This window comes from Proteiniborus sp. MB09-C3 (assembly GCF_030263895.1).
Classification (GTDB): Bacteria; Bacillota; Clostridia; order Tissierellales; family Proteiniboraceae; genus Proteiniborus.
The window spans coordinates 1281206-1301746 of record NZ_CP127161.1 but is presented as its reverse complement, the minus strand read 5'-3'; the positions used below and the strand labels follow the sequence as shown (position 1 = coordinate 1301746).

The 20541-nt window shown below is 32.7% G+C and carries 23 protein-coding genes and 1 pseudogene; 9 read left to right on the top strand and 15 right to left on the bottom strand.

Features of this window, described 5'->3' with window-relative positions; all coding sequences use genetic code 11:
* Positions 1 to 117: 117 nt before the first annotated feature.
* The 7 genes from QO263_RS06255 to QO263_RS06225 all read right to left on the bottom strand — a co-directional run bounded on the left by QO263_RS06255 (position 118) and on the right by QO263_RS06225 (position 6864).
* Complete coding sequence (locus QO263_RS06255) at positions 118 to 1209, bottom strand: dipeptide epimerase (protein WP_285627745.1); 1092 nt, start codon at positions 1207 to 1209, stop codon at positions 118 to 120.
* A gap of 312 nt (positions 1210 to 1521) precedes the next feature.
* Complete coding sequence (locus tag QO263_RS06250; protein WP_285627743.1) at positions 1522 to 2742, bottom strand: CapA family protein; 1221 nt, start codon at positions 2740 to 2742, stop codon at positions 1522 to 1524.
* 82 nt (positions 2743 to 2824) lie between these two features.
* Positions 2825 to 3535, bottom strand: coding sequence for a PrsW family intramembrane metalloprotease (locus QO263_RS06245; protein ID WP_285627741.1), 711 nt, complete (start codon positions 3533 to 3535; stop codon positions 2825 to 2827).
* A gap of 107 nt (positions 3536 to 3642) precedes the next feature.
* Positions 3643 to 3876 carry a hypothetical protein gene (locus QO263_RS06240; protein ID WP_285627739.1) on the bottom strand — a complete coding sequence of 78 codons (234 nt, stop codon included), beginning with the start codon at positions 3874 to 3876 and terminating at the stop codon, positions 3643 to 3645.
* Between the two features lie 73 nt (positions 3877 to 3949).
* Positions 3950 to 5860, bottom strand: coding sequence for a ribosomal protection-like ABC-F family protein (gene abc-f, locus QO263_RS06235; protein ID WP_285627737.1), 1911 nt, complete (start codon positions 5858 to 5860; stop codon positions 3950 to 3952).
* 214 nt (positions 5861 to 6074) lie between these two features.
* Positions 6075 to 6218, bottom strand: coding sequence for a hypothetical protein (locus QO263_RS06230; RefSeq protein ID WP_285627734.1), 144 nt, complete (start codon positions 6216 to 6218; stop codon positions 6075 to 6077).
* Between the two features lie 97 nt (positions 6219 to 6315).
* The gene (locus QO263_RS06225; RefSeq protein WP_285627731.1) at positions 6316 to 6864 is read right to left on the bottom strand and encodes a rubrerythrin family protein; all 549 of its coding nucleotides are present in this window, start codon (positions 6862 to 6864) and stop codon (positions 6316 to 6318) included.
* A 335-nt stretch (positions 6865 to 7199) separates the two neighbouring features.
* Here QO263_RS06225 and QO263_RS06220 point away from each other — a divergent pair, with 335 nt between their 5' ends.
* Both QO263_RS06220 and QO263_RS06215 read left to right on the top strand, forming a co-directional pair.
* On the top strand, positions 7200 to 8471 hold the full coding sequence (locus QO263_RS06220; RefSeq protein ID WP_285627729.1) for a DUF1576 domain-containing protein: 1272 nt from the start codon (positions 7200 to 7202) through the stop codon (positions 8469 to 8471).
* Entirely contained in the window at positions 8472 to 8813 is a 342-nt protein-coding gene (locus tag QO263_RS06215; protein WP_285627726.1) for a hypothetical protein, read from the top strand.
* Positions 8814 to 9039: 226 nt separating this feature from the next.
* Here the strand turns inward: QO263_RS06215 and QO263_RS06210 are convergent, their stop codons facing one another.
* Both QO263_RS06210 and QO263_RS06205 read right to left on the bottom strand, forming a co-directional pair.
* Entirely contained in the window at positions 9040 to 9444 is a 405-nt protein-coding gene (locus tag QO263_RS06210) for a GNAT family N-acetyltransferase (protein ID WP_285627722.1), read from the bottom strand.
* Between the two features lie 137 nt (positions 9445 to 9581).
* Complete coding sequence (locus tag QO263_RS06205) at positions 9582 to 9959, bottom strand: hypothetical protein (RefSeq protein WP_285627719.1); 378 nt, start codon at positions 9957 to 9959, stop codon at positions 9582 to 9584.
* A gap of 526 nt (positions 9960 to 10485) precedes the next feature.
* Between QO263_RS06205 and QO263_RS06200 the strand changes: the two genes are divergently transcribed.
* The 3 genes from QO263_RS06200 to QO263_RS06190 are packed head-to-tail and all read left to right on the top strand — an operon-like array spanning position 10486 to position 11544.
* Positions 10486 to 10668 (top strand): spore coat associated protein CotJA, encoded by a 183-nt coding sequence (locus QO263_RS06200; protein ID WP_285627716.1) that lies wholly within the window; start codon positions 10486 to 10488, stop codon positions 10666 to 10668.
* A 20-nt stretch (positions 10669 to 10688) separates the two neighbouring features.
* Positions 10689 to 10955 carry a spore coat protein CotJB gene (locus QO263_RS06195; RefSeq protein WP_285627713.1) on the top strand — a complete coding sequence of 89 codons (267 nt, stop codon included), beginning with the start codon at positions 10689 to 10691 and terminating at the stop codon, positions 10953 to 10955.
* Positions 10956 to 10971: 16 nt separating this feature from the next.
* Positions 10972 to 11544: a manganese catalase family protein gene (locus QO263_RS06190; RefSeq protein WP_285627710.1), complete on the top strand. Its 573-nt coding sequence runs from the start codon at positions 10972 to 10974 to the stop codon at positions 11542 to 11544.
* A 166-nt stretch (positions 11545 to 11710) separates the two neighbouring features.
* Here QO263_RS06190 and QO263_RS06185 read toward each other — a convergent pair whose 3' ends face one another.
* Positions 11711 to 12997 carry a histidine--tRNA ligase gene (locus tag QO263_RS06185; protein WP_285627707.1) on the bottom strand — a complete coding sequence of 429 codons (1287 nt, stop codon included), beginning with the start codon at positions 12995 to 12997 and terminating at the stop codon, positions 11711 to 11713.
* Between the two features lie 438 nt (positions 12998 to 13435).
* On the opposite strand from QO263_RS06185, the gene QO263_RS06180 reads away from it, so the two are divergent.
* A complete protein-coding gene (locus QO263_RS06180; protein WP_285627705.1) occupies positions 13436 to 13714 on the top strand; it encodes a FeoA family protein in 279 nt (92 codons plus the stop codon).
* 32 nt (positions 13715 to 13746) lie between these two features.
* Positions 13747 to 15924 (top strand): annotated as a pseudogene (feoB, locus tag QO263_RS19130) (ferrous iron transport protein B).
* Between the two features lie 50 nt (positions 15925 to 15974).
* Here feoB and QO263_RS06165 read toward each other — a convergent pair.
* The 3 genes from QO263_RS06165 to QO263_RS06155 are packed head-to-tail and all read right to left on the bottom strand — an operon-like array spanning position 15975 to position 17695.
* Positions 15975 to 16397 carry a metal-dependent transcriptional regulator gene (locus QO263_RS06165; RefSeq protein WP_285627695.1) on the bottom strand — a complete coding sequence of 141 codons (423 nt, stop codon included), beginning with the start codon at positions 16395 to 16397 and terminating at the stop codon, positions 15975 to 15977.
* 52 nt (positions 16398 to 16449) lie between these two features.
* Positions 16450 to 16569, bottom strand: coding sequence for an OadG family protein (locus QO263_RS06160; protein WP_285627691.1), 120 nt, complete (start codon positions 16567 to 16569; stop codon positions 16450 to 16452).
* A 1-nt stretch (position 16570) separates the two neighbouring features.
* Positions 16571 to 17695 carry a sodium ion-translocating decarboxylase subunit beta gene (locus tag QO263_RS06155; protein ID WP_285627689.1) on the bottom strand — a complete coding sequence of 375 codons (1125 nt, stop codon included), beginning with the start codon at positions 17693 to 17695 and terminating at the stop codon, positions 16571 to 16573.
* 282 nt (positions 17696 to 17977) lie between these two features.
* Between QO263_RS06155 and QO263_RS06150 the strand changes: the two genes are divergently transcribed.
* Positions 17978 to 18529 carry a manganese efflux pump MntP gene (locus QO263_RS06150; protein WP_285627687.1) on the top strand — a complete coding sequence of 184 codons (552 nt, stop codon included), beginning with the start codon at positions 17978 to 17980 and terminating at the stop codon, positions 18527 to 18529.
* Positions 18530 to 18669: 140 nt separating this feature from the next.
* On the top strand, positions 18670 to 18885 hold the full coding sequence (locus QO263_RS06145) for an alpha/beta-type small acid-soluble spore protein (protein WP_285627685.1): 216 nt from the start codon (positions 18670 to 18672) through the stop codon (positions 18883 to 18885).
* Between the two features lie 98 nt (positions 18886 to 18983).
* Here QO263_RS06145 and QO263_RS06140 read toward each other — a convergent pair whose 3' ends face one another.
* Together QO263_RS06140 and QO263_RS06135 are read right to left on the bottom strand one after the other, a co-directional pair.
* A complete protein-coding gene (locus QO263_RS06140) occupies positions 18984 to 19490 on the bottom strand; it encodes a ferritin (protein WP_285627682.1) in 507 nt (168 codons plus the stop codon).
* Between the two features lie 119 nt (positions 19491 to 19609).
* A complete protein-coding gene (locus QO263_RS06135) occupies positions 19610 to 20353 on the bottom strand; it encodes a L,D-transpeptidase family protein (protein WP_285627680.1) in 744 nt (247 codons plus the stop codon).
* Between the last annotated feature and the right edge of the window lie 188 nt (positions 20354 to 20541).

The window sequence follows — 20541 nt, the reverse complement described above, 5'->3', positions numbered from 1 at the left end:
ATAGGAAATATTACAAAAAATTGCTTAACATATCAATTAGACTAAGGATTATTAAAAAGTACGTCAAAAAATAAGGGTCAGGCTTTTATAACTTTATTACCTGATCCTTTATTAAGTCTACTCTCTATAAGTTACTCCATGTATCTCCTTAAATCCAAAACCCGGAGCATCTGTTAATGTGATTCTATAATCTTCAAATATAGCTCCTCCATCAACCGGATCTTCTCTGCACAATATCGGCCCATCTAAATCAATTTTCGTAATTATACTTTTAGCTGCTGCTAGGTGAACTGCTGCTGTAACGCTTATCTTAGCCTCTAGCATACACCCAATCATGCACTCTATACCGTAAATCTCTGCAGCAGAGCATATTTTCAAAGCATTATGTATACCACCTGTTTTCATCAATTTAATGTTGACTAAATCTGCGGCTCGCATTTGAATAATTGTCATAGCATCCCTTGGTGAAAATACACTTTCATCTGCTAATACAGGAATGGAAACATTATCTGTAACTAGCTTTAAACCTTCAATGTCATGGCCTGGCACTGGCTGCTCTACAAGCTCAATATTTAAGCCTGCATCTTCCATCTTTCTTAGTATATGTATTGCTTCTTTGGGGGTCCAGCCCTGATTTGCATCTATTCTTAAATCTATATCATATCCCACAGCAGCTCTGATGGCTTTCATTCGTTTTAAATCTAATGACGAGTCCATACCTACTTTGATTTTCAGTGTCCTATACCCTCGATTTATTGCCTCGATACTATCCCTAGCCATTTCCTCGGGGTCATTGACACTTATAGTTATATCAGTAACTATTTCTTTTCTATAACCCCCTAACAACTTATATACTGGTGCCTTATATAGCTGCCCATATAAATCGTAAACTGCAATATCTACTGCTGCCTTTGCACTCGTATTTTTCACAATGGATTTATCTAATTTCAGCATTATTTCTTCCATGTTTTCTATATTCATACCAACTAACTGCTTCTTTATATGATCTTCTATTGCACCTATTATAGCGCCAGCTGTATCTCCTGTTATTGCTCCTGTGGGAGGTGCTTCTCCATATCCAACATGTCCTGTGTCAGTTTCTATTCTTACAACTACGTCCTCTACACTGTGTACAGTCCTTAAGGCTGTCTTAAAAGGCTTTCTTAATGGAACAGATATATGCCCTAGCTTTATATCTGTTATCTTCATTCTTCCCATCCCTCCATGATTGATTTTCACCGCAGTTTGGTTCTCATTGCGTTTGACCTATGCTGCAATTACCCAAATCTTTGATTTGGCGTAATTGTAGTACTCAGAAACTTGCTTTCTGAGCTTCCTTAATTTTCCGATAAAAGCGTTCAGGAAATCGGGTTAGGTCATTTTCCGCAGTCTCGCTACACAAATTTATTTGCTCGCTGTCGCTCACATAAATTTGGTGCTCGTTGCGTTTGACCTACCAACAATTTTCCGATAAAAGCATTCGGAAAATCGGGTTAGGTCATAAAAAACCAGAGAATTATATTATCTCTGGTCCATTAGTTTAATCGTATTATTATATGACTCTTCAATCATGTTGAGAACTTCTTTACTGAAGTTTTCATTTTCTGGCTCTATATATTCAGATGTAGGAAGTATTACATGTTTTTGTACACCTGACTCACTGTATCTATAGACCCATGTAGGTATATAGTCAACTTCCTTGATAATAGTCTTTCCTAATGAAAAATCCTTCTCTAAAGTAAGTTTAACAATAATTCCATCCTCGGTATATTTTTTATTTCCTATGTTTAGTGTCTCTCTTCTTTGATTCGAAATAAAATTGCCCATGGAATAAATAATAAATTTATCTTCACCATTATATTCTCTAATCTCCGATCTTTGAATGACATGTGGGTGGCTACCTAATATTATGTCAGCTCCCCACTCAATCATTTTATTCGCCAATTCAATTTGATATTCGGAAGGCTCTCTTTGATACTCATTGCCCCAATGAATGATAACCACTGTTATATCTACCTGATTTTCATCTGCCTTTTCAATATCTTGCTTTATCCTATCTTCATCTATGATATTTACCATATATTTAAGCTCTTCTTGAGTAAGCAAGCCTTCTAAGCCATTGCATCCATATGTATAGGATAAGATAGCAGCTCTGATACCATTTATGTCTTGTATATGCACCTCATCAGTAGGCTCTTTATATGTGCCTACATTTACTAGTCCATGCTCCAATATATTGTCTATAGTGTTAATTATACCTTTTTTTCCTTTGTCAAGACTATGATTGTTTGCAGTAGAAAGTATATCAAAACCGGCCTCCTTCAAAGCTATTACAGTAGAGTTTGGAGAATTAAACGTAGGATATCCTTTATATCCGTATTCTTCTCCTGCAGTAACTGTCTCAAAATTTCCTACAGCTAAGTCAGCGCTTTCTATATATTTTTTAACATGCTCAAAGGCAAATCTAAAATCATATTCATTTGTTTCAGGATTATAGGCCCCCTTTATCTGTGGAGAATGAAACATAATATCACCGGCAGCTACAATGGTGACTTCAATATTGGGAGGAATGACTTCTTCCTCCTCAGGTAATTCTCCTATTTCTTTACCACTCCCAATTTCACCAGCATCAATATCATTTCCTAATCTAGGTCCTAATTTATCTAAAATATAACCAGCAGATAATAAGGTTACAAAAAACAATAAGATAATTATACCTAGAGCTATTCTCTTTCTATTCATCAAATCATTCTCCCCTTGGAAAAATAATGTTTCTTCATTCATTCTATATTATTTCTCAATTTTTTTCTACATTTCTTTAATATTATTCCTCGTCATCATAATGTAATCTGTTAAACCTTGAATATGAATCATAAATATATGTGTTTAGTTTTTTCTGATTTGTTATCCATAGATATATCGCATATATTGCAATAATTATACCTGCCTCTGGAACTCCTGCCATAAGTATAAAGTCAAATGCTCCGTGTAAAAGCATAGGCATATACAACGATTTTCTAAAATTTGCCCTAGCCCTTTCCTTGGTAGAGGCAAATTTAGATAATGATAGATAGTAGCCCATTGTCACACCAAAAATAGCGTGAGCAGGAACAGATAATATGCCCCTGTATAATCCTATATATGAATTGTAACTATACCTAAACACTACATATATGACATTTTCTACAGTAGCAAAGCCTAGGGCTGAAAATACAGAGTATACTATTCCATCAAGCTTTTCGTCAAAATATTTGTTTTTACACATTAGTTTGATAACTACCAATCTTTTAAAGTATTCTTCTGTAAAGCCTGCAACTACAAAGGCAGTAATCGCTATGCCAAGCAAGCCTGAAAATGCGTTTATGGAAGACAAAAACCTTTCTACAATTATAGTAGGAATAACTGACAGTGCACCAAATATAAATGTCTTAAATAAAAGAGATATTGGTTCTTTATCGTATCTATCACTTAAATATACTGCGTATGCTATGGAAGCAGCTGGAACTATAGCTATTATAAATAGTCTTGTATTCAATTTATTCATCCTTTCATCGTTTATAATGAATATTATTTGATATAGTGATGATAATAATTCATAAATCGGGTTAGGTCATAAAAAAACTGTACTTATTAGGTACAGTTTTATATGTGTCTGTTGAGCATAGAGGTTATTTCGTTTGAGGTTTCAACTACATCTTCTATTTTTTGCTTTAAACCATCAATTTTCTTTGCTACATTGGAATCTTTGACCCTTCCATTTTCATTAGATACCATTAAAAGATCTATACTATTTACATGTTCTAGAATATGCTGATGATCCTTTTCTATCATATTTAATTGATTGATAATTTCCTGTATAGTTCTATTATCTTCCACAAAATCATCCTTCCATAAGCTTTTTGTTAGTATTTGCTTTTGTGAATTATAATATTCTATATATACATTTATGTTAGGAGCTTAATTCTACCCATTTTGCCAATAAACCTTCATATTTACTTGTTAGGCTTTCTTTTTCGTTATAAAGCTCACTTAGCTTTTCATGATCATAAGCTACCTTTTCCATCTGACTATCTATTTGTGAAATAAGGTCTTCAAGCTCCTGAATTTCTTCCTCAAGGAAAGAAGCTTTCCTCTTTTTCTTTGCTTCTTCAGCCTCAGGGCTAATGTTATTATCCTTATGCCTTTTATTGATTGGCTTTACCTCATGAGCTTTGATTTTATCAGCTATTAAAGCCATCTTAATTTCTGACTTCTTCTCTTTATAATAATTATAGTCTCCTAAATACTCTATTAGCTTTCTATTGTCTATTTCTACTATTCTCTCTGCTAGCTTGTTTATAAAATATCTATCATGTGATATAAAAATTATGGTTCCATCATAGTTTTCTAATGCCTTCTCCAACATTTCTCTGGAATCAATATCTAAATGGTTAGTAGGCTCATCTAATATAAGGAGATTATTTTGTTCCTGCATCATAATGCATAGTCTAAGTCTGCTTTTTTCTCCTCCAGAGAGGCTTTTTATTTTTTTGAATACATCTTGTCCACGAAATAAAAATCCTGCTAATATTCTTCTTCCTTCCCCTTCTGGTACCATAAAATATTCATTAATTGCCTCTAATACAGTCTTTTCTTCATCTTCAAAGAAGATTTCCTGCTCTAAATATCCTATCCTGACTCTTGAACCTAATATAATTTCTCCCTCGTCCTGAGTATATTTATTAAGAAGTAATTTAATTAATGTAGATTTTCCACTGCCGTTTTTGCCTAATATACATAACCTCTCTTTGTATCTCACACTTAAGTCTAAATTTTCTAATATTACATTTTCACCAAAGGATTTTTTTAATCCATTTATGCGTACTACTTCATTAGCAGATCTCTCGCCCCGTGTAAAATTAACCTTTATTTTGGGCTGATTTAAAATTGGTTTTTCAACTTTATCCATTTTTTCAATTCGTTTTTCCATATTTGCGGCTTTTTTGAACATAGGTTCATCACCAGCTATAGTTCCCCATTCTCTAAATCTTTTTATAGCCTCTTCCATTTGTTTAATCTTCTTTTGCTGTGTTTTATAAGCTTCAAGCTGTAAATTTAGCATTTCTTCTTTATATTGCACATAAAAGCTATAGTTACCTATATAGGTCTTAGATTTTTTTGATTCTACCTCTATTATCTTTGTTGCTATATTGTCTAAAAAATACCTATCGTGAGATATTACTAAAACGGAGCCTTGATATTCTTTAATAAATTCTTCAAGCCACTCAACAGACTCTAAATCAAGATGATTTGATGGCTCATCTAATAGAAGTATGTCTGGGTTTTGTAATAGCATATTTCCTAGCATTACAGTGGTCTTTTCTCCTCCGCTTAAATTGCCAAAGTTTCTTTCTAGCATAGATTCTGTGAACTTAAGACCAGTGCATACCCTATTAAGCTTCTCTTCAATTTCATATCCACCTATATGTTCATAAGTATACTGCAACTCTCCATAGTTTTTCATTATCTTCTCTATTTCATCCTCATTACTGCTTGACATCTTATTTTCAAGCTCTCTCATTTTAGCTTTTATCTCATTTTGTCTTTCAAATGCAGTATTAAGCACATCTATAACCTTGTATTCTTTAGGATAATCTGGCATCTGGGCTAGGTACCCTATAGTCGCATTTTTTCTTATAGACAATATGCCTCCATCACTATTTTCTATACCAGCTATAATCTTTAATATAGTCGTTTTCCCTGTGCCGTTTTTCCCTATTAATCCTATTCTATCTCCACTATGAATTTCAAATGTGATATCTTCTAATACCTTGTTTGCTCCATAATATTTACTTATTTCGTTTAAACTAATGTCTATCATGTTAGTTCCTCCCTTATTCAAAAAATAATAGCCTAGACAAGTAAATCTCTGCCTAGGCTATTATTTTTTGGTTATAAGTTCTGAGGCCCCTATCAAAGGTAAAATGAATATGTGGTCCTTGAACTTAAGTCTATATACATATACATATAAATATAAATATAAAAAGCCTAGGCAAGCAAAATCCTACCTAGGCACATCATTCAAAACAATATATTTAAGATTTACCAAGACGATTTACTTGCTTCTGGTTGACATAATATTTAATTTTAGACATACTACCCCCTTGGTTTAAAATATTTGCTGCTATTATTAATGGTAATCTGTCTAAATTAATGCCAACTAAAGTCAAGTTTTTCATCTTTACACCTCCAAATATATATTTTCTTCATTCTATCATATAGTTATTATTTTGGCAATAGAAAAGCGCACCATAATTTGGCACGCCTATGTATATCTTATTTAAATACTCTGAATTTTTCATTTGATGCATTACAGATAGGGCATTTGTCAACCATTTCTCCTTCTGCTGCATATCCGCATACTTCACATACATGAATATTAGTAAATTCTACATCTTTACCTGCATCTGTATATTCTTTTGCTCTTAGGTAAAGGTCAGCATGAGTTTTTTCTGCTTCAATTATTCCCTTCATCAAATTAGCCGCTGCTTTTTCTCCTTGTACTTCTGCTACAGCTACATATGCTGGATACATTTGATTTACTTCAAAAAGCTCTCCATTAGCTGCTCCTTGAAGATTTTCTGATGTAGTCCCTATTCCAAAGCCTGCTCCTGATGCAACTAAAAAGTCACCCTTTACATCTTTTAGTAATCTAAAATGTCCTTTTGCGTGTATTTCTTCTGCATAAGAAATAGCACTAAATAATGTAGCTACTGTTGGAAAACCATCTTTTAATGCCTTGTCCCCCCAAGCTTTATATCTCATATGTGCTTGGCTTTCACCACCAAAAGCTGATCTTAAGTTTTGAGCTGTCATATCGTTCATTGTAATTCCTCCCTTTAGATTTAATTCTTTTCTCTCGACTATTCCTCTATATACCCTGATAGTTTGTTAATAAACAAATGATTTCAAAATATTTCTATTTTGAAAATAGCTTCTTGTCTTGTACTTAAAATGAAGTGAAAAAGTATAAGAAAGGCTGCCATGTTTACCGGATACTTATATTATAATATATGAATGTATATATCAATTTTATTTTTTTACATTTATGTTTTCTTTTCAATTAATTTTATGATAAAATAAACAAAATTAGAATTTCAATTTATACTCAAGAAGAATAATAGTTATACAAAAATTTTATAATAAGATTGGAGAAGTTTATGACTAAAGAAAATTTGAGTAGCTATAAGCAAGTAAGCGAGAAAACTAAATTTATAATAATATCAATATTTCCTGTTGCTTCATTTATCTTAGCTTTTTTTGTAAGCGATTTCAATGAGATAATAAATGGCCTTTATAAAATAATTATTCAACCTGATGTGCTTATTACAGACTATATAAAAGTAGGTGGACTAGGTGCTGCTCTCATGAACTCAGCTCTGCTTACCTTAATCAATATTTTCTTTTTATGGAGGCTGAATTTTCACATGGGAGGTTTCCCCATATCAGCGCTCTTTATCATAGCTGGCTTTGCCTTTTTCGGGAAAAATATTTTCAATGTTTGGCCTATATACATAGGTGGGTATCTATATGCAAAGCAACAGAAAAAGAGATTTAGAAGTATTATTGTAATATCAATGTTCGGCACTGCTCTTTCTCCAATGATTTTTGAGGTCGCACGTGCCATAGGTCCATCAAATCATTGGGGTTTAGCGTTCGCCATACTAGCAGGAATAGTTGTTGGATTCTTTCTCCCTCCTATTGCTTCACATTTATTGAGAGCTCATGATGGGTATAATCTTTATAATGTTGGGTTTGCAGCAGGATTTATTGGCACTGTAATAATGTCGTTTATGAAAAGCTATGGATTTATTAATGAACCAAGGATGATACTATCTACTGAACATGATCTGTTCTTAAAGGTTTTTCTTTCTATGTTCTTTATTTTACTTATAGTTATTGGCTATTTTTTAAATGATAAAAGTTTGTTTAAGGGGTATACAAAAATACTTAATTCTTCGGGAAAGCTAGTAACAGATTTTACCTTTCTTGCAGGATTCGGTATGACGTTAATTAATATGGGCATTATGGGCATTATAGGTTTAGCTTATGTATTTATATCAAAGGGAGTCATGAATGGACCAATAGTTGGTGGACTCCTTACTATAGTAGGATTTGCTTCCTTTGGAAAGCATCCTAAGAATTGCATACCTGTAATGTTGGGGGTATTTATAGCTAGTATTTTTAAAGTATGGGGTACTAGCTCCACTACTGTAATTATAGCTGCTCTTTTTAGCACAAGTCTGTGTCCAATTGCTGGAGAATATGGCGCTATTGCTGGAATAATTGCAGGCTTTATACATCTTTCTGTAACTATGAATGTTGGAGTACTTCATGGTGGAATAAATCTATATAACAATGGTTTTTCCACTGGAATCATCGCTACATTATTGGTTCCTATGTTAGATGTCTTTAAAAGGAGGAATGAATGAGTGAATGTTGAGGTTAAGAAAATCACTAAAATTGTAAGTGAAATGGTTACTTTTGCAATGCTTGGAGATGCAGAAAAAGTAGATGTTTCTATAGAAAATAATAACGATATGTTTAAGTTATTAATAAATGCTAGGAATGTTAATCGAACTAATGAAAGTGTGAATAATCTAAGAGAGCTTTTAAATGCTCCACGTCAAAGAGCTGCCGAAGAGTATTACTGGGAGCTAGCTGGGGACAATGATATGACCACAGAAATAGCCTTAGTTGGTATGATGACTGACCATGCTAAGGTAATTTATGAGGATAACAATCTTCTAATAGAACTTCATAGATATAAATAAAAACTTTTGAATCACAATTGGCTCATTTACTTTATCGCTTAATTGATAAAATATTTTAGCTCTGTTAGATAAAGTTATTGGTAATACGACTATATAGGAGGGTAATCGTTGGCAAGCCCTCCTTTTATATATAACAGATTCACGGTAGAATTATGCACATTTGACAAGCTGGTCAATATTCCTAGGTAAATATTAGATAAAAACGATCTTACTCTATTTGCAAAACTTAGCCATTATATCTATAAAAACGATTATTCTGGTTATTTGTAAACCCAAATTTTTTATAGAACTTATCCAATTCACTTATTGCAATCAGACCAATAATAGCCTCATTTATACAATTATTATCAATGTACTCCATTAGTTTCGTCATAATTAATGTGCCGATTTTTTGCTTTTGATATGATGGTACAACTATTATGTCTTGTATGTAAAAAACCGTTCCGCCATCTCCAATGATTCTACCTAATCCTATTATATTATCTTGATCTTCCACACAAATGCAGTAAATTGAATTATCCAACCCTTTTTCAATTTTATCATGCTGTAAAATCTTCCAACCAACAGAATTTCTTAATTTAATGTATTCTTCAACTGAAGGTTTCCTTTCAATTATTTTAATATTCTTCATATTTTATTTCCCTCCATGTCATTTCTAACTATATTAATTATAGCAAAAGATTATGGATAAGAAACGCTATATAGAAGAATTATTATTTAATATAATCCCAAGCTTATACCGAGATATTAAACTACCCCAAAGGTAATCTATTCTTTTGCCTTTGGGGTAGGAAGTATATCAACCATAAGTTTATTATCTTGCTCATAGGCAAGAATAGTTACTGTTTTATTGCTTTTCTCAACTACTAAACCACTAGGCTTTAGATCATTAACAGTTGCCCAACCTTTTTCATTAAGGTTTTTCTCATATTCAAACAAAAAAGAACTTAAATCTCCATTTTGAACTGTATAAGTGGAAGATTCAATCTCGACATCGTTTACTGTGCTGGTATTAGTTGACTCTAGGTTCATATCATCTCTTAAGGGGAAATTTAAAGATTTTACTGATTGGATGGTTTCTGCACTACAGCCAAATGTTAGTATAATCAAAAACGCTATTAAAGGAAAAATCTTATATTTCTTCATTTAAAACACCTCGCAAATATATTTTAATAATATTATCTTCATTAAGAGCCACTTTTATGTAAAAAGTAAGTGCTATATGGAGAAATCACTCATGGATCTAGCAGTTGCTAAAAGTTAGGCTTTTATCATACTTATATTCTTTAATATTTTCTTTTTATCATCAGTAATTTTTACTATTTGATTATTAATATCTACTGAGATTGCCTTCACACCTCTAAACACTTCGATATTATGTCTTTGCAATAATGCATTATGATTTTCAAAGTATGAAGGCACAGATTTAAGTTCATTTCGTCTTTTCTAAATGTGGAACAGATTACAAACAAATTATACCACCATCCCCCCTTGGATTTATATGGATTTATAAATATTACATTACTAATTCTAATTTGCATTTTTTCAAATAAAAAAAATGATTTGACTATACTCTTTTAATCTAGTTTTTATCGTCATTATAATATCACATTTAATATAGCCTTAGCGTAATATGGTATTGCAGAACATAATTATAAAGGAGGTTTTTTTCATGAAAAACAAGGACAATTGTATATACTGTATTCCGCCTATGGAGCCATATACAAGACTTGCTAATGCCTACGTACCATTTCAAATTATGGATAAAGTTTTCTGTCCTGCTGAGGCGTTAAAAAAAGGAACATTGTTCCCAGAGCTTCATGAGCCATATAAAAAAGAAATATATTGTAAATAAACTTTTAGGGGGTGCAATTTATGAAAAATAACCAAGCAGAACTGCTTGAACAGCTTATGGAGGTAGGATTTGTATTAGTAGAAACTAATTTATATCTAGATACTCATCCAGAGGATGAAAGGGCATTGAGACTTCATAATACTTTTTCTCAAAAATATGATGAGCTTACCTGTTTCTATGAATCACAATATGGCCCATTGAAGTTTACAAGTATGAGTAGATTTCCATGGCAGTATGTAGATGAACCTTGGCCATGGGATGTAGATTTTGGAAAATGTAGATGCTAATAAAGGAGGCTAAGAAATGTGGATTTATGAAAAAAAGCTAGAATATCCAGTTAAAGTAAATACTACTAACCCAACCCTGGCCGCTATGATTATAGAACAATTTGGTGGTCCAGATGGTGAACTCTCTGCAGGTATTAGATATCTTACTCAGAGATGGACTATGCCTACAGGAAAAGCAAAAGCTGTATTAAATGATATTGGTACAGAGGAACTAGCCCATTGGGAGATCATAGGTACACTTGTTTATAAATTAACTAAAGATGCTACTATTGAGCAGATAAAAGGAACTCCCTTTGAGGCTCATTATGTAAATCATGGCAAAAGTCCATTCCCACATAATGCTGGCGGTCAAGCTTGGACTGCTTCATATATTCAATCTAAAGCCGATCCAGTAACTGACCTACATGAAGATATGGCAGCTGAACAAAAAGCAAGAACAACCTATGAATATCTAATACGTGTAAGTGATGACCCTGGTGTCATAGATACTCTAAGATTTTTAAGAGAAAGAGAAGTAGTACATTTTCAAAGATTTGGAGAGGCTCTTTGCATAGTACAGGAGCATATGTGTAGTAAAAAGCATTACTAGCCAAAATTACCAGAATATATAATTAACATGGGGCGGTAGGCTGTGCGCAATCTGTCATTCTGAACGCAAACAACATATCTGGTTTTAAAAAGTACTACTCTTCACATTCATTCAGAACGACAGAGGGAAAATTCATCTTTTCACACAGTCTGGCGGTTTTACCGTCCTAGTACATAATTTTTTCTTTTATTTCTGACACACTCACCTCAATACTTTCACCCTTAAGCATATCTTTTATAGTGACTCTTCCTGACTGTATTTCCTCCTGCCCAAGGACTATAACGTATGGGATTCCTTTTTTATTTGCAGCATTTAGGCTTTTATTGAGCTTTTTACCGCTCATTTCTATATCGACTTTAATTCCCTGCTTTCTTAAATCCCATGCCAGCTTTAAGGATTCTTTTTCTGTTCCAACTGGTATTATTAATATATCAATTAAAGATGTGGATTGAATTTCAGGCCTTAAGGTCATAGCTGCATATATTACATCGAGTCCAAAAGTTAAACCTACTGCTGGGTATTCATTGCCATTATTTAAAAATGAACCAATTATTTTGTCATATCTACCGCCTGCCGCTATACTTGAAGATATACTATTATCTGATAAAAATACTTCATACACAGTTCCAGTATATATATCTAAGCCTCTAGCTAAGAATGGATTAAATTTAGTATACTTAATTATACCTAGTTCCTCTAGAAAATCATTTAACTCTTTAAGCTCATCTATGCCCTCATTAACTAGTGGATTATCATAGGCTTTTAAAAGATATTCAAGGTTACACAGGTTCTTATCATTTATTAATATGAGTATTTTATCTATTATACTTTCATCTATTCCCTTTTCAAGCATTTCCTTTTGAATGCCATCTTGCCCTATTTTTTCTAGCTTATCTAATGTAAGTACTACCTCATTAATCTCTTGTTCCGCTACTCCAACTCCTATTAAAATGCCATAGAGAAGCTTTCGGTTATTATACGAAATATATACTTCTAATTTCAGTTCATCAAATACGCTGACTACCATTGACATAAGCTCTGCCTCTGCCATCATAGATTTTAACCCTGCTATATCTACATCACATTGAATGAATTCTCTCATTCTACCTGTTTTTACAGGGCCATCTCTAAAAACCTTTCCAATTTCATATCGCTTAAATGGCATATTAAGATAAGGATTCATTCCTATTACCTTTGCAAGAGGAGTAGTTAAGTCATATCTCAATCCCAGTTCTCTACTGCCTTGGTCACTTAATCTATAAATCTCTTTTAATATTTCATCTCCTCCTCCATACTTATAAGCTAAAAGGTTAAAGCTACAAAGCATAGGTGTTTCCAGAGGCATATATCCATATCTTTGAAATGTGTCCTCCAGTGTTCTTTTAATCTTATCTCTTATTATCTGCTCTTCTGGTAAAAAATCCTTTGTTCCCTTTAAATTCTGTAATTTCATTTCTCTATTCCTCCTCAATTTTTTTAATAAAAAAACCACATAGGTACGCACCTACATGGCTCTGATTCAAAACAGTTATCACCACTAGATGCAAGCTCTAAACAAATACCAATAGAGCTTGCATCTACACTTATATCTTATAGACACAAACTCTCTCTAGTGATGATGAACCTTATTTATTTGATTTATAAAAGAATTATATAGCATATTAACCAGCTTCCTTTAAGCTTTTCTTTATACTAGCATATTAATTCATATTCTTCAAGGTGTAAATGTAACACTTTTTTTAGTAAAAAATATAATGACAATATCAGAGAAAAAACTGAAAAGCCCAATAACATAATATGATTATTTTTTTATTATAATCATTAGCCTAGGCTAATTTTTTACAATTGTTAGCCCAGGCTAATACATAACTACTAAATTGGGGGTATGAAAATGGAAACTTATAATAATGTTTCAATAAAATTTAACCAGTTAAAACATGAAAATATACTACTGAATCAATTACCAGTAGGTAAAACAGCAAGAATTAAAGAAATATTAAATAGCGGTATAACTAGAAGAAGATTTCTTGATTTAGGGATTATTCCAAACTCTACTATTTCTGTAGAGAGGTTAAGTCCATCAGGCAATCCTATAGCCTTTAATATAAGAGGTTCTATAATTGCTTTAAGAAAAGAAGAAGCACAAAATATAATTGTAAAGCCACTATAATTTAGAAATATGAAATATCAAGGAGGAAAAGGATGGGTCTCACTAGTCAATCTAGCGGATTATCGCTTTTAAAGGAAAAGTTTAATTTAACAAAAAAAGCTGAGGAACAAATTATTATTGCCCTTGCAGGTAATCCAAACACAGGAAAAAGCACTTTGTTTAATTATCTCACAGGATTAAATCAACATACAGGAAATTGGCCTGGCAAAACCGTTTCAAATGCTCAGGGAAGCTTTAAGTACAAGGATAAGGAATATTTATTAGTCGATTTACCTGGAACCTATTCTATTCTCGCTAACTCTCAGGAAGAAGAAGTTGCTAGAGATTTCATATGCTTTGGAAATCCTAAGATTACAATAGTTATTGCAGATGCTACATGCCTTGAAAGAAATCTAAATCTCACACTTCAAATAATGGAATTAGCTGATAATGTAATACTTTGTCTCAATTTAATAGATGAAGCCGCCAGAAAAGGTATAAAAATTGATATATCTAAATTAGAAGAAGAGCTAAAAATACCTGTAATTCCAATGGTTGCTAGAGATGGAACGGGAGTAGATATGTTAAAGGAAACAATAGATGAGATGATAGAAGAAAAACTTCAGCCAAAGCCTTTGAAAATTATCTACAATGATAAAATTGAATCTTTAGTATCTGAAATAATAGAAAATCTCCCTGAGTTTGTAAGAGAAAATTATAATGCAAGATGGATAGCATTGAGACTTATTGACGGCGACAATAGTATATTAGAATCTATACAGGAATTTTTAATGAAAGATGTTCATATGGAAGCTGAGGTGTAAAATATGGATTATAAAACTGACATATCCATTAATAATCTAGAAGAATTCATATCTAAAAAAATCATGGATAGTGAATCTCTCGGTGATAGTATTGTCGCAACAATATATGAAAAGGCTGAAAACATAGCTAACTCAGTTGTTCTTGTCAATGATAAAAGAAAAATAAACTGGGATAAAAAGCTAGATGATATTTTGACTTCAAAATTAACGGGATACCCTATCATGCTGCTTCTGTTAGGTGTAGTATTTTGGATAACTATAGAAGGAGCAAACTATCCTTCTCAATTGCTTGCAAATGTACTATTTGGGTTTGAAGATAATTTAAGCAGCTTTTTCATATATGTTAATGCACCTAATTGGTTGCATGGAATACTAATTCTTGGAATGTATAGGACTTTAGCATGGGTAGTTGCAGTAATGCTTCCTCCAATGGCTATATTTTTCCCCTTATTTACTCTTTTAGAAGACTTAGGATACCTGCCTAGAGTCGCCTTTAATTTAGATAATGCATTTAGAAAAGCAGGCACCCATGGAAAGCAATCTCTAACTATGAGCATGGGCTTTGGTTGCAATGCTGCTGGAATAGTAGCCTGCCGTATTATAGATTCGCCAAGAGAAAGGCTAATAGCAATGATAACTAATAATTTTGTTCCATGTAATGGTAGATTTCCAACACTTATAGCTATATCAACTATTTTTTTTGGTGGGTTGGGCATAATTGGTGAAAGGTCCAGCTCCATATTGGCAACATTATCTGTGGTCTTTATGATACTTATTGGAATAATTGTCACCCTAATAGTATCTAGGCTCTTATCATCCACAATTTTAAAGGGAGTTCCTTCATCATTTACTCTAGAGCTACCTCCCTATAGAAAACCACAGATTGGTAAAATACTTGTGAGATCTCTCCTAGATAGAACCCTGTTTGTACTTGGCAGAGCAATTATAGTTGCAGCTCCTGCTGGTGCTATAACCTGGCTATTTGCAAATATTATGATAGGCGATACTAGCTTGTTAAATTTAAGTGCTGGATTTCTTCAGCCCTTTGGAAAACTCCTAGGTTTAGATGGATTTATACTTATGGCCTTTATACTAGGTCTTCCAGCCAATGAAATTGTTCTTCCAATACTGATAATGAGCTATATGTCTCAAGGGGCTATGCTTGAATTTGATAACCTGCATACACTAAAGAGCCTTCTAATAGACAATGGCTGGACTTGGGTAACTGGATTCAACTTTATGCTTTTCTCTCTATTACATTTTCCATGTGCAACTACTTTATTGACAATGCGCAAGGAATCCAATGGTATAAAATGGCCTCTATTTACACTTGTACTAACTACAGGAATAGCTATAGCTGTTACCTTTGCTATAAGAATCTTGTTTACTGTTTTGGGTATAGCATAGCGTAATTACACAAAAGGTATGTTTGCTTATCCTTGCAAACATACCTTTTGTTAATCATCCAATATACTTTCAGCTTTATAATTTCTAAACTCTAATAGAAGCTTTTCATTTTCGGTAAAAAACTTCACTAGCTTTTCGATGGCTTTTATAGTAGATATGGTAAGGTAATGCTCCATTGCTTCTGCTTCCTGTTTTATATCACAATCTGCCCCAATCATTCCAACAAAATCCTTTAGTATTTTATTTCTCTCCACAAGAAAAGAGCCTTTTATCTTTCCTCTATCAGTTAATTCAATTTTTTCATATGGTTGATATACTATATATCCTAATCGATTTAATTTTCTAAGGCCTTTTACAACAGATGGCATAGAAACATTTAAGCATTCAGAGACATCCTTTATCCTTATTTCTTTATTATAAGTACTTAGCCTATAGGCCTCTTCTAGATAATCCTCTAAGCTTGGTGACAACATAAAATCATCCCCTTCTTATATATGCATATTTAAAAAAGAGGATGATTATGTATTATTTTTCAGGGAATATTTTTGTTAAGAATTTGATTCCAAAATAAAATATGATTAAAATTGAAAAAGTGGTTGCTATGCCATATAGCATCATTTCTAAGCCTGCTCCAATATTCTCCATATTAAAAACCTCCTTGAGAAAGCAATGCGACTATTACGCTTCCCGCAATGATAGAGCCTATCTGTCCTGCCACGTTTGCACTTACAGCCTGCATCAATATGAAGTTTGTTGGGTCCTCTTCCTTTGCAAGCCTTTGTATTACCCTAGCTGACATAGGAAAAGCTGAAATACCAGCTGCTCCAACCATAGGATTGTACTTTTTCTTTACGAATAGGTTTAAAAATTTTGCAAATATTACTCCACCCGCTGTATCAAATACGAAAGCAAATAGTCCTAATCCCAATATCTTCAATGTATCAAGCTGTAAAAATTCTGATGCATGCATTGTGGAACCAATTGTTATACCCAAAAGTAAGGTTACAAGGTTTGCTAATTCATTTTGAGCAGATTTTGAAAGTCTTTCTAGAACTCCGGATTCTCTTATTAAGTTTCCAAACATCAATAAGCCAACTAGTGTAACACTAATAGGCGCTATAATTCCAGCCACAATTGTAACCAGAATAGGAAAAAGTATCTTTACCATCTTAGATATCTTTACATCTTTATACTCCATTCTTATTTTTCGTTCATCTTTTGTAGTAAGCAATTTAATAACTGGTGGCTGTATTAATGGTACTAAAGCCATATAAGAATATGCGGCTACAGATATAGCCCCAAAATATTTAGGCGAAAACCTACTGGCAACAAAGATGGAAGTAGGTCCATCTGCTGCTCCTATAATACCTATGGCTGCAGCATCATTTATATCAAAACCTAGAAGTAGTGCAAATAATAATGTCATAAATATTCCAAACTGTGCTGCTGCTCCAAAGAATAACATGGAAGGCATCTTCAAAAGCGGCTCAAAATCTATCATTGCCCCCACTGCAATAAATATTAATGCAGGAAATAGTTCTGTAGTTATACCTGCATCTTTTAGTATTCCTAATACGCCCTCTGGACTTGCTATGCCAGGTATGCCCTCAATAACAGGAAGATTTGTCAAAATCGCTCCAAATCCAATAGGCAAAAGAAGCATAGGTTCGAAATCTTTTTTTATTGCTAGGTATATTAAAAAGCCACCTATAATAAACATTCCTAGATTTCCAAGTGTAAGACTTTTAATTCCCATTGTTAATTGCTCCAAGTTTTTTCCCCCTTGTTTATTTTTTTATATATAAAAAGACCTCTATTTAAACATAAAAATGTCTAAATAAAGGTCTTGCTATAAATAATTAGCCGGGCCTTAGGCCGTGCTGACGACTAATTAAACAGTCTCCTGCTAGCTACTCCCCTTTATTACTCAATATCACATTCATTATAATATTATCTCAAGCTTTTTACAACATTTATTAATATTTAGCACAGTATTGTTAATATGATAGTTGTAGCTATACTTTTTTAGTAAAAATCGCTTAGGGGGATTTTTATGCATTTTTATAACTTAACCATTATCTCTATAGCTCTTGGACTTGATGCCTTTAGTATTGCATTTTCGGTAGGTCTTAATAAAAAGACCACTAAAAAAAAGGCAGTTATATTGATAATGGTTTTTGGTTTTTTTCAGTTTTTATTTGTTACTGTGGGTGGTTGCTTTGGTGGGCTTTTTAACATGTATATATTTCATTTATCATCTAGGCTTGGAGGTATAATAGTTTTTTTAGTTGGCATGCTAATGTTTAAGGAAGGCCTTTCAAAGGAAGAAAAATTGAGCAATTTAAATTTCATAATAATTATGCTTTTAGGTATATGCGTAAGTATTGATGCCTTAGTTATAGGATTTACTCTGTTTAGCAATTTTAATATCGAAACACTTATAGTGAGAAATTCTTCTGTTATAGGGTTTATATGCTCTTTGCTTACAGCTATCGGTTTAATAATTAGTAAAAAAATGCGTAAAAGTTTTTTCCTAAAGAATTACGCAACTCTTTTAGGTGGAATCATATTGATACTATTTGGAATTAAAATGGCACTCTGCTAATTTTGATTTTTATACTGTAAACTTTATCAATATCTTGGTATTGTAATCCACTAATAGTTAAATTTACTTGGTTTACACCAACAATAATTACACATAATACTACTACAAAGCATTAAATAACTAATGAAGGGAGGATAACAATGCCTAACAATAACAATAACAAAATAGTAGTTCCTGAGGCTCGTCAAGCTCTTAATCAAATGAAGACTGAAATAGCTAGCGAACTTGGTTTAAGCAACTACCAAACAACAGATAAAGGAAATCTATCTTCTAGACAAAATGGTTATGTTGGTGGATATATGACAAAAAGACTAGTAGAAATGGCCCAAAGAAACTTAGGTGGAACTACTAGATAGTAGTGAATAAAATGTCCATATAATATAATACAAATAAAAAAACAAAGGTAGCATAAAGCTGCCTTTGTTTTTTTGTTTAATGTACTTTTCTGCGCCAATTATTCAGCTGGAGGAGTAAATACACGTGCTGATAATTCTTGGTCTAGTGCATACACAGCATGATTGTCATCGCCTATTCTTTGTAGCTTCTTGATAATATTTTTCATGCTTGCTTCTTCTTCTACTTGTTCATCTATAAACCATTTTAGGAAGCTTATAGTCGCATGCTCTCTTTCTTCAGTTGCTATATCCATTAAATTATAGATTCTTTTAGTCACTTCTTTTTCATGCTTTAATGCAGTTTCAAATACATCAATATAAGATTTGAATTCGTTTTGAGGTTCACTTATAGCCTGTATAGTGGCTCTTTCATCCATTTCATTGATAAAGTTATAGAACTTCATTGCATGGAATCTTTCTTCTTCTGCCTGAACTATAAAGAAATGGCCAAAACCACTTAAATCTTGATCTTCAAAATATGCTGCCATAGCAAGATAATAATGAGCTGATAAAAATTCAAAATTCATTTGATCATTTAATGCTTTTTCTAGTTTTTCTGATAACATTATTTTCCCTCCTAAGTACCTTGAAATTATTATGATTTTCTGTCATATGTCATGTTTATACCCAGATTGTTATAAATTAATCATATCTATAATTATATTATTCGATGATTAATATAAAACTAATCCATTAAAACTATATTAAGCTTTTCATAGACATCTAAGTCTATCCTATCATTCTTAGGCATTTTATTAGCAGCATAGAATTTAATGACAGCTGCCCTAAGTCCATTACCAAATACACCGTCTATTGATCCAGTATAATATCCTAATTGTTTCAGCCTTTTCTGAACCTCTTGTACATCTGCTCCCCTATCTCCATGCATTAAAACCCTGAATCCATGATTAAAGGGTCCATAGGGTCCTCCTACTATTGCAACACTAGTTCCCTGCTTTACAAAATCATAAAGCTCCTCCACATCTCTATTGTTCATTCTAATACATCCTTGAGAAGCATTAAAGCCAATAGATTGAGGTTTGTTTGTACCATGGATTCCATATCTTCCCCAAGGAACATCTAGCCCCATCCATCTAGTTCCAAAGCCTTCACCCCAAATTGCCTTATGTGCTATCTTAAAGCTTCCAATGGGAGTTGGAGTTTCTGGCTTTCCTGTAGCCACAACATATTTTTTTACTATCTCATTAGTATCAGTATCAATTAAATATAGCAACTTTGAATCTATCTCTATGAGTATAGATAAGTTTCTATCTTTCAAATCATCATTTTCATTATATATTTCTACAAGCTTTCCGTCTCTATTCTTATTTTTATAGGTGCTTGTATTGGTTATAATAAAGTCTCCTATGAGAAGAACTACAAGTATGCATAAAAAACCTACAGTAACTATAAAAGTGCGCCTAGACATAAACAAACCCCTCCCCATTATAGTTACATTATATGGGGAATATGCGTGAAATAAAACTTGTACTGGGGGAAAATAATTAGTAAATATTGTTCCTCCTATACTAGAAGGTACTCTAGTACATATACAGGTACATTAGCACCTTCTTTGTTTTTTAGTTAAGTCCTTTCTCACTATTATTCCAGCAAAAT

Bases quoted from the DNA above. Each gene is read 5' to 3' on its own strand.
- QO263_RS06195 (WP_285627713.1), top strand. From the start codon at position 10,689: ATGAAAAATAACCAAGCAGAACTGCTTGAACAGCTTATGGAGGTAGGA.
- QO263_RS06165 (WP_285627695.1), bottom strand. From the start codon at position 16,397: ATGTTGTCACCAAGCTTAGAGGATTATCTAGAAGAGGCCTATAGGCTA.
- QO263_RS06185 (WP_285627707.1), bottom strand. From the start codon at position 12,997: ATGAAATTACAGAATTTAAAGGGAACAAAGGATTTTTTACCAGAAGAG.
- QO263_RS06230 (WP_285627734.1), bottom strand. From the start codon at position 6,218: ATGAAAAACTTGACTTTAGTTGGCATTAATTTAGACAGATTACCATTA.
- QO263_RS06220 (WP_285627729.1), top strand. From the start codon at position 7,200: ATGACTAAAGAAAATTTGAGTAGCTATAAGCAAGTAAGCGAGAAAACT.
- QO263_RS06225 (WP_285627731.1), bottom strand. From the start codon at position 6,864: ATGAACGATATGACAGCTCAAAACTTAAGATCAGCTTTTGGTGGTGAA.
- QO263_RS06210 (WP_285627722.1), bottom strand. From the start codon at position 9,444: ATGAAGAATATTAAAATAATTGAAAGGAAACCTTCAGTTGAAGAATAC.
- QO263_RS06160 (WP_285627691.1), bottom strand. From the start codon at position 16,569: ATGGAGAATATTGGAGCAGGCTTAGAAATGATGCTATATGGCATAGCA.
- QO263_RS06205 (WP_285627719.1), bottom strand. From the start codon at position 9,959: ATGAAGAAATATAAGATTTTTCCTTTAATAGCGTTTTTGATTATACTA.
- QO263_RS06145 (WP_285627685.1), top strand. From the start codon at position 18,670: ATGCCTAACAATAACAATAACAAAATAGTAGTTCCTGAGGCTCGTCAA.
- QO263_RS06180 (WP_285627705.1), top strand. From the start codon at position 13,436: ATGGAAACTTATAATAATGTTTCAATAAAATTTAACCAGTTAAAACAT.
- QO263_RS06190 (WP_285627710.1), top strand. From the start codon at position 10,972: ATGTGGATTTATGAAAAAAAGCTAGAATATCCAGTTAAAGTAAATACT.
- QO263_RS06250 (WP_285627743.1), bottom strand. From the start codon at position 2,742: ATGAATAGAAAGAGAATAGCTCTAGGTATAATTATCTTATTGTTTTTT.
- QO263_RS06150 (WP_285627687.1), top strand. From the start codon at position 17,978: ATGCATTTTTATAACTTAACCATTATCTCTATAGCTCTTGGACTTGAT.
- QO263_RS06135 (WP_285627680.1), bottom strand. From the start codon at position 20,353: ATGTCTAGGCGCACTTTTATAGTTACTGTAGGTTTTTTATGCATACTT.
- QO263_RS06255 (WP_285627745.1), bottom strand. From the start codon at position 1,209: ATGAAGATAACAGATATAAAGCTAGGGCATATATCTGTTCCATTAAGA.
- abc-f (WP_285627737.1), bottom strand. From the start codon at position 5,860: ATGATAGACATTAGTTTAAACGAAATAAGTAAATATTATGGAGCAAAC.
- QO263_RS06140 (WP_285627682.1), bottom strand. From the start codon at position 19,490: ATGTTATCAGAAAAACTAGAAAAAGCATTAAATGATCAAATGAATTTT.
- QO263_RS06200 (WP_285627716.1), top strand. From the start codon at position 10,486: ATGAAAAACAAGGACAATTGTATATACTGTATTCCGCCTATGGAGCCA.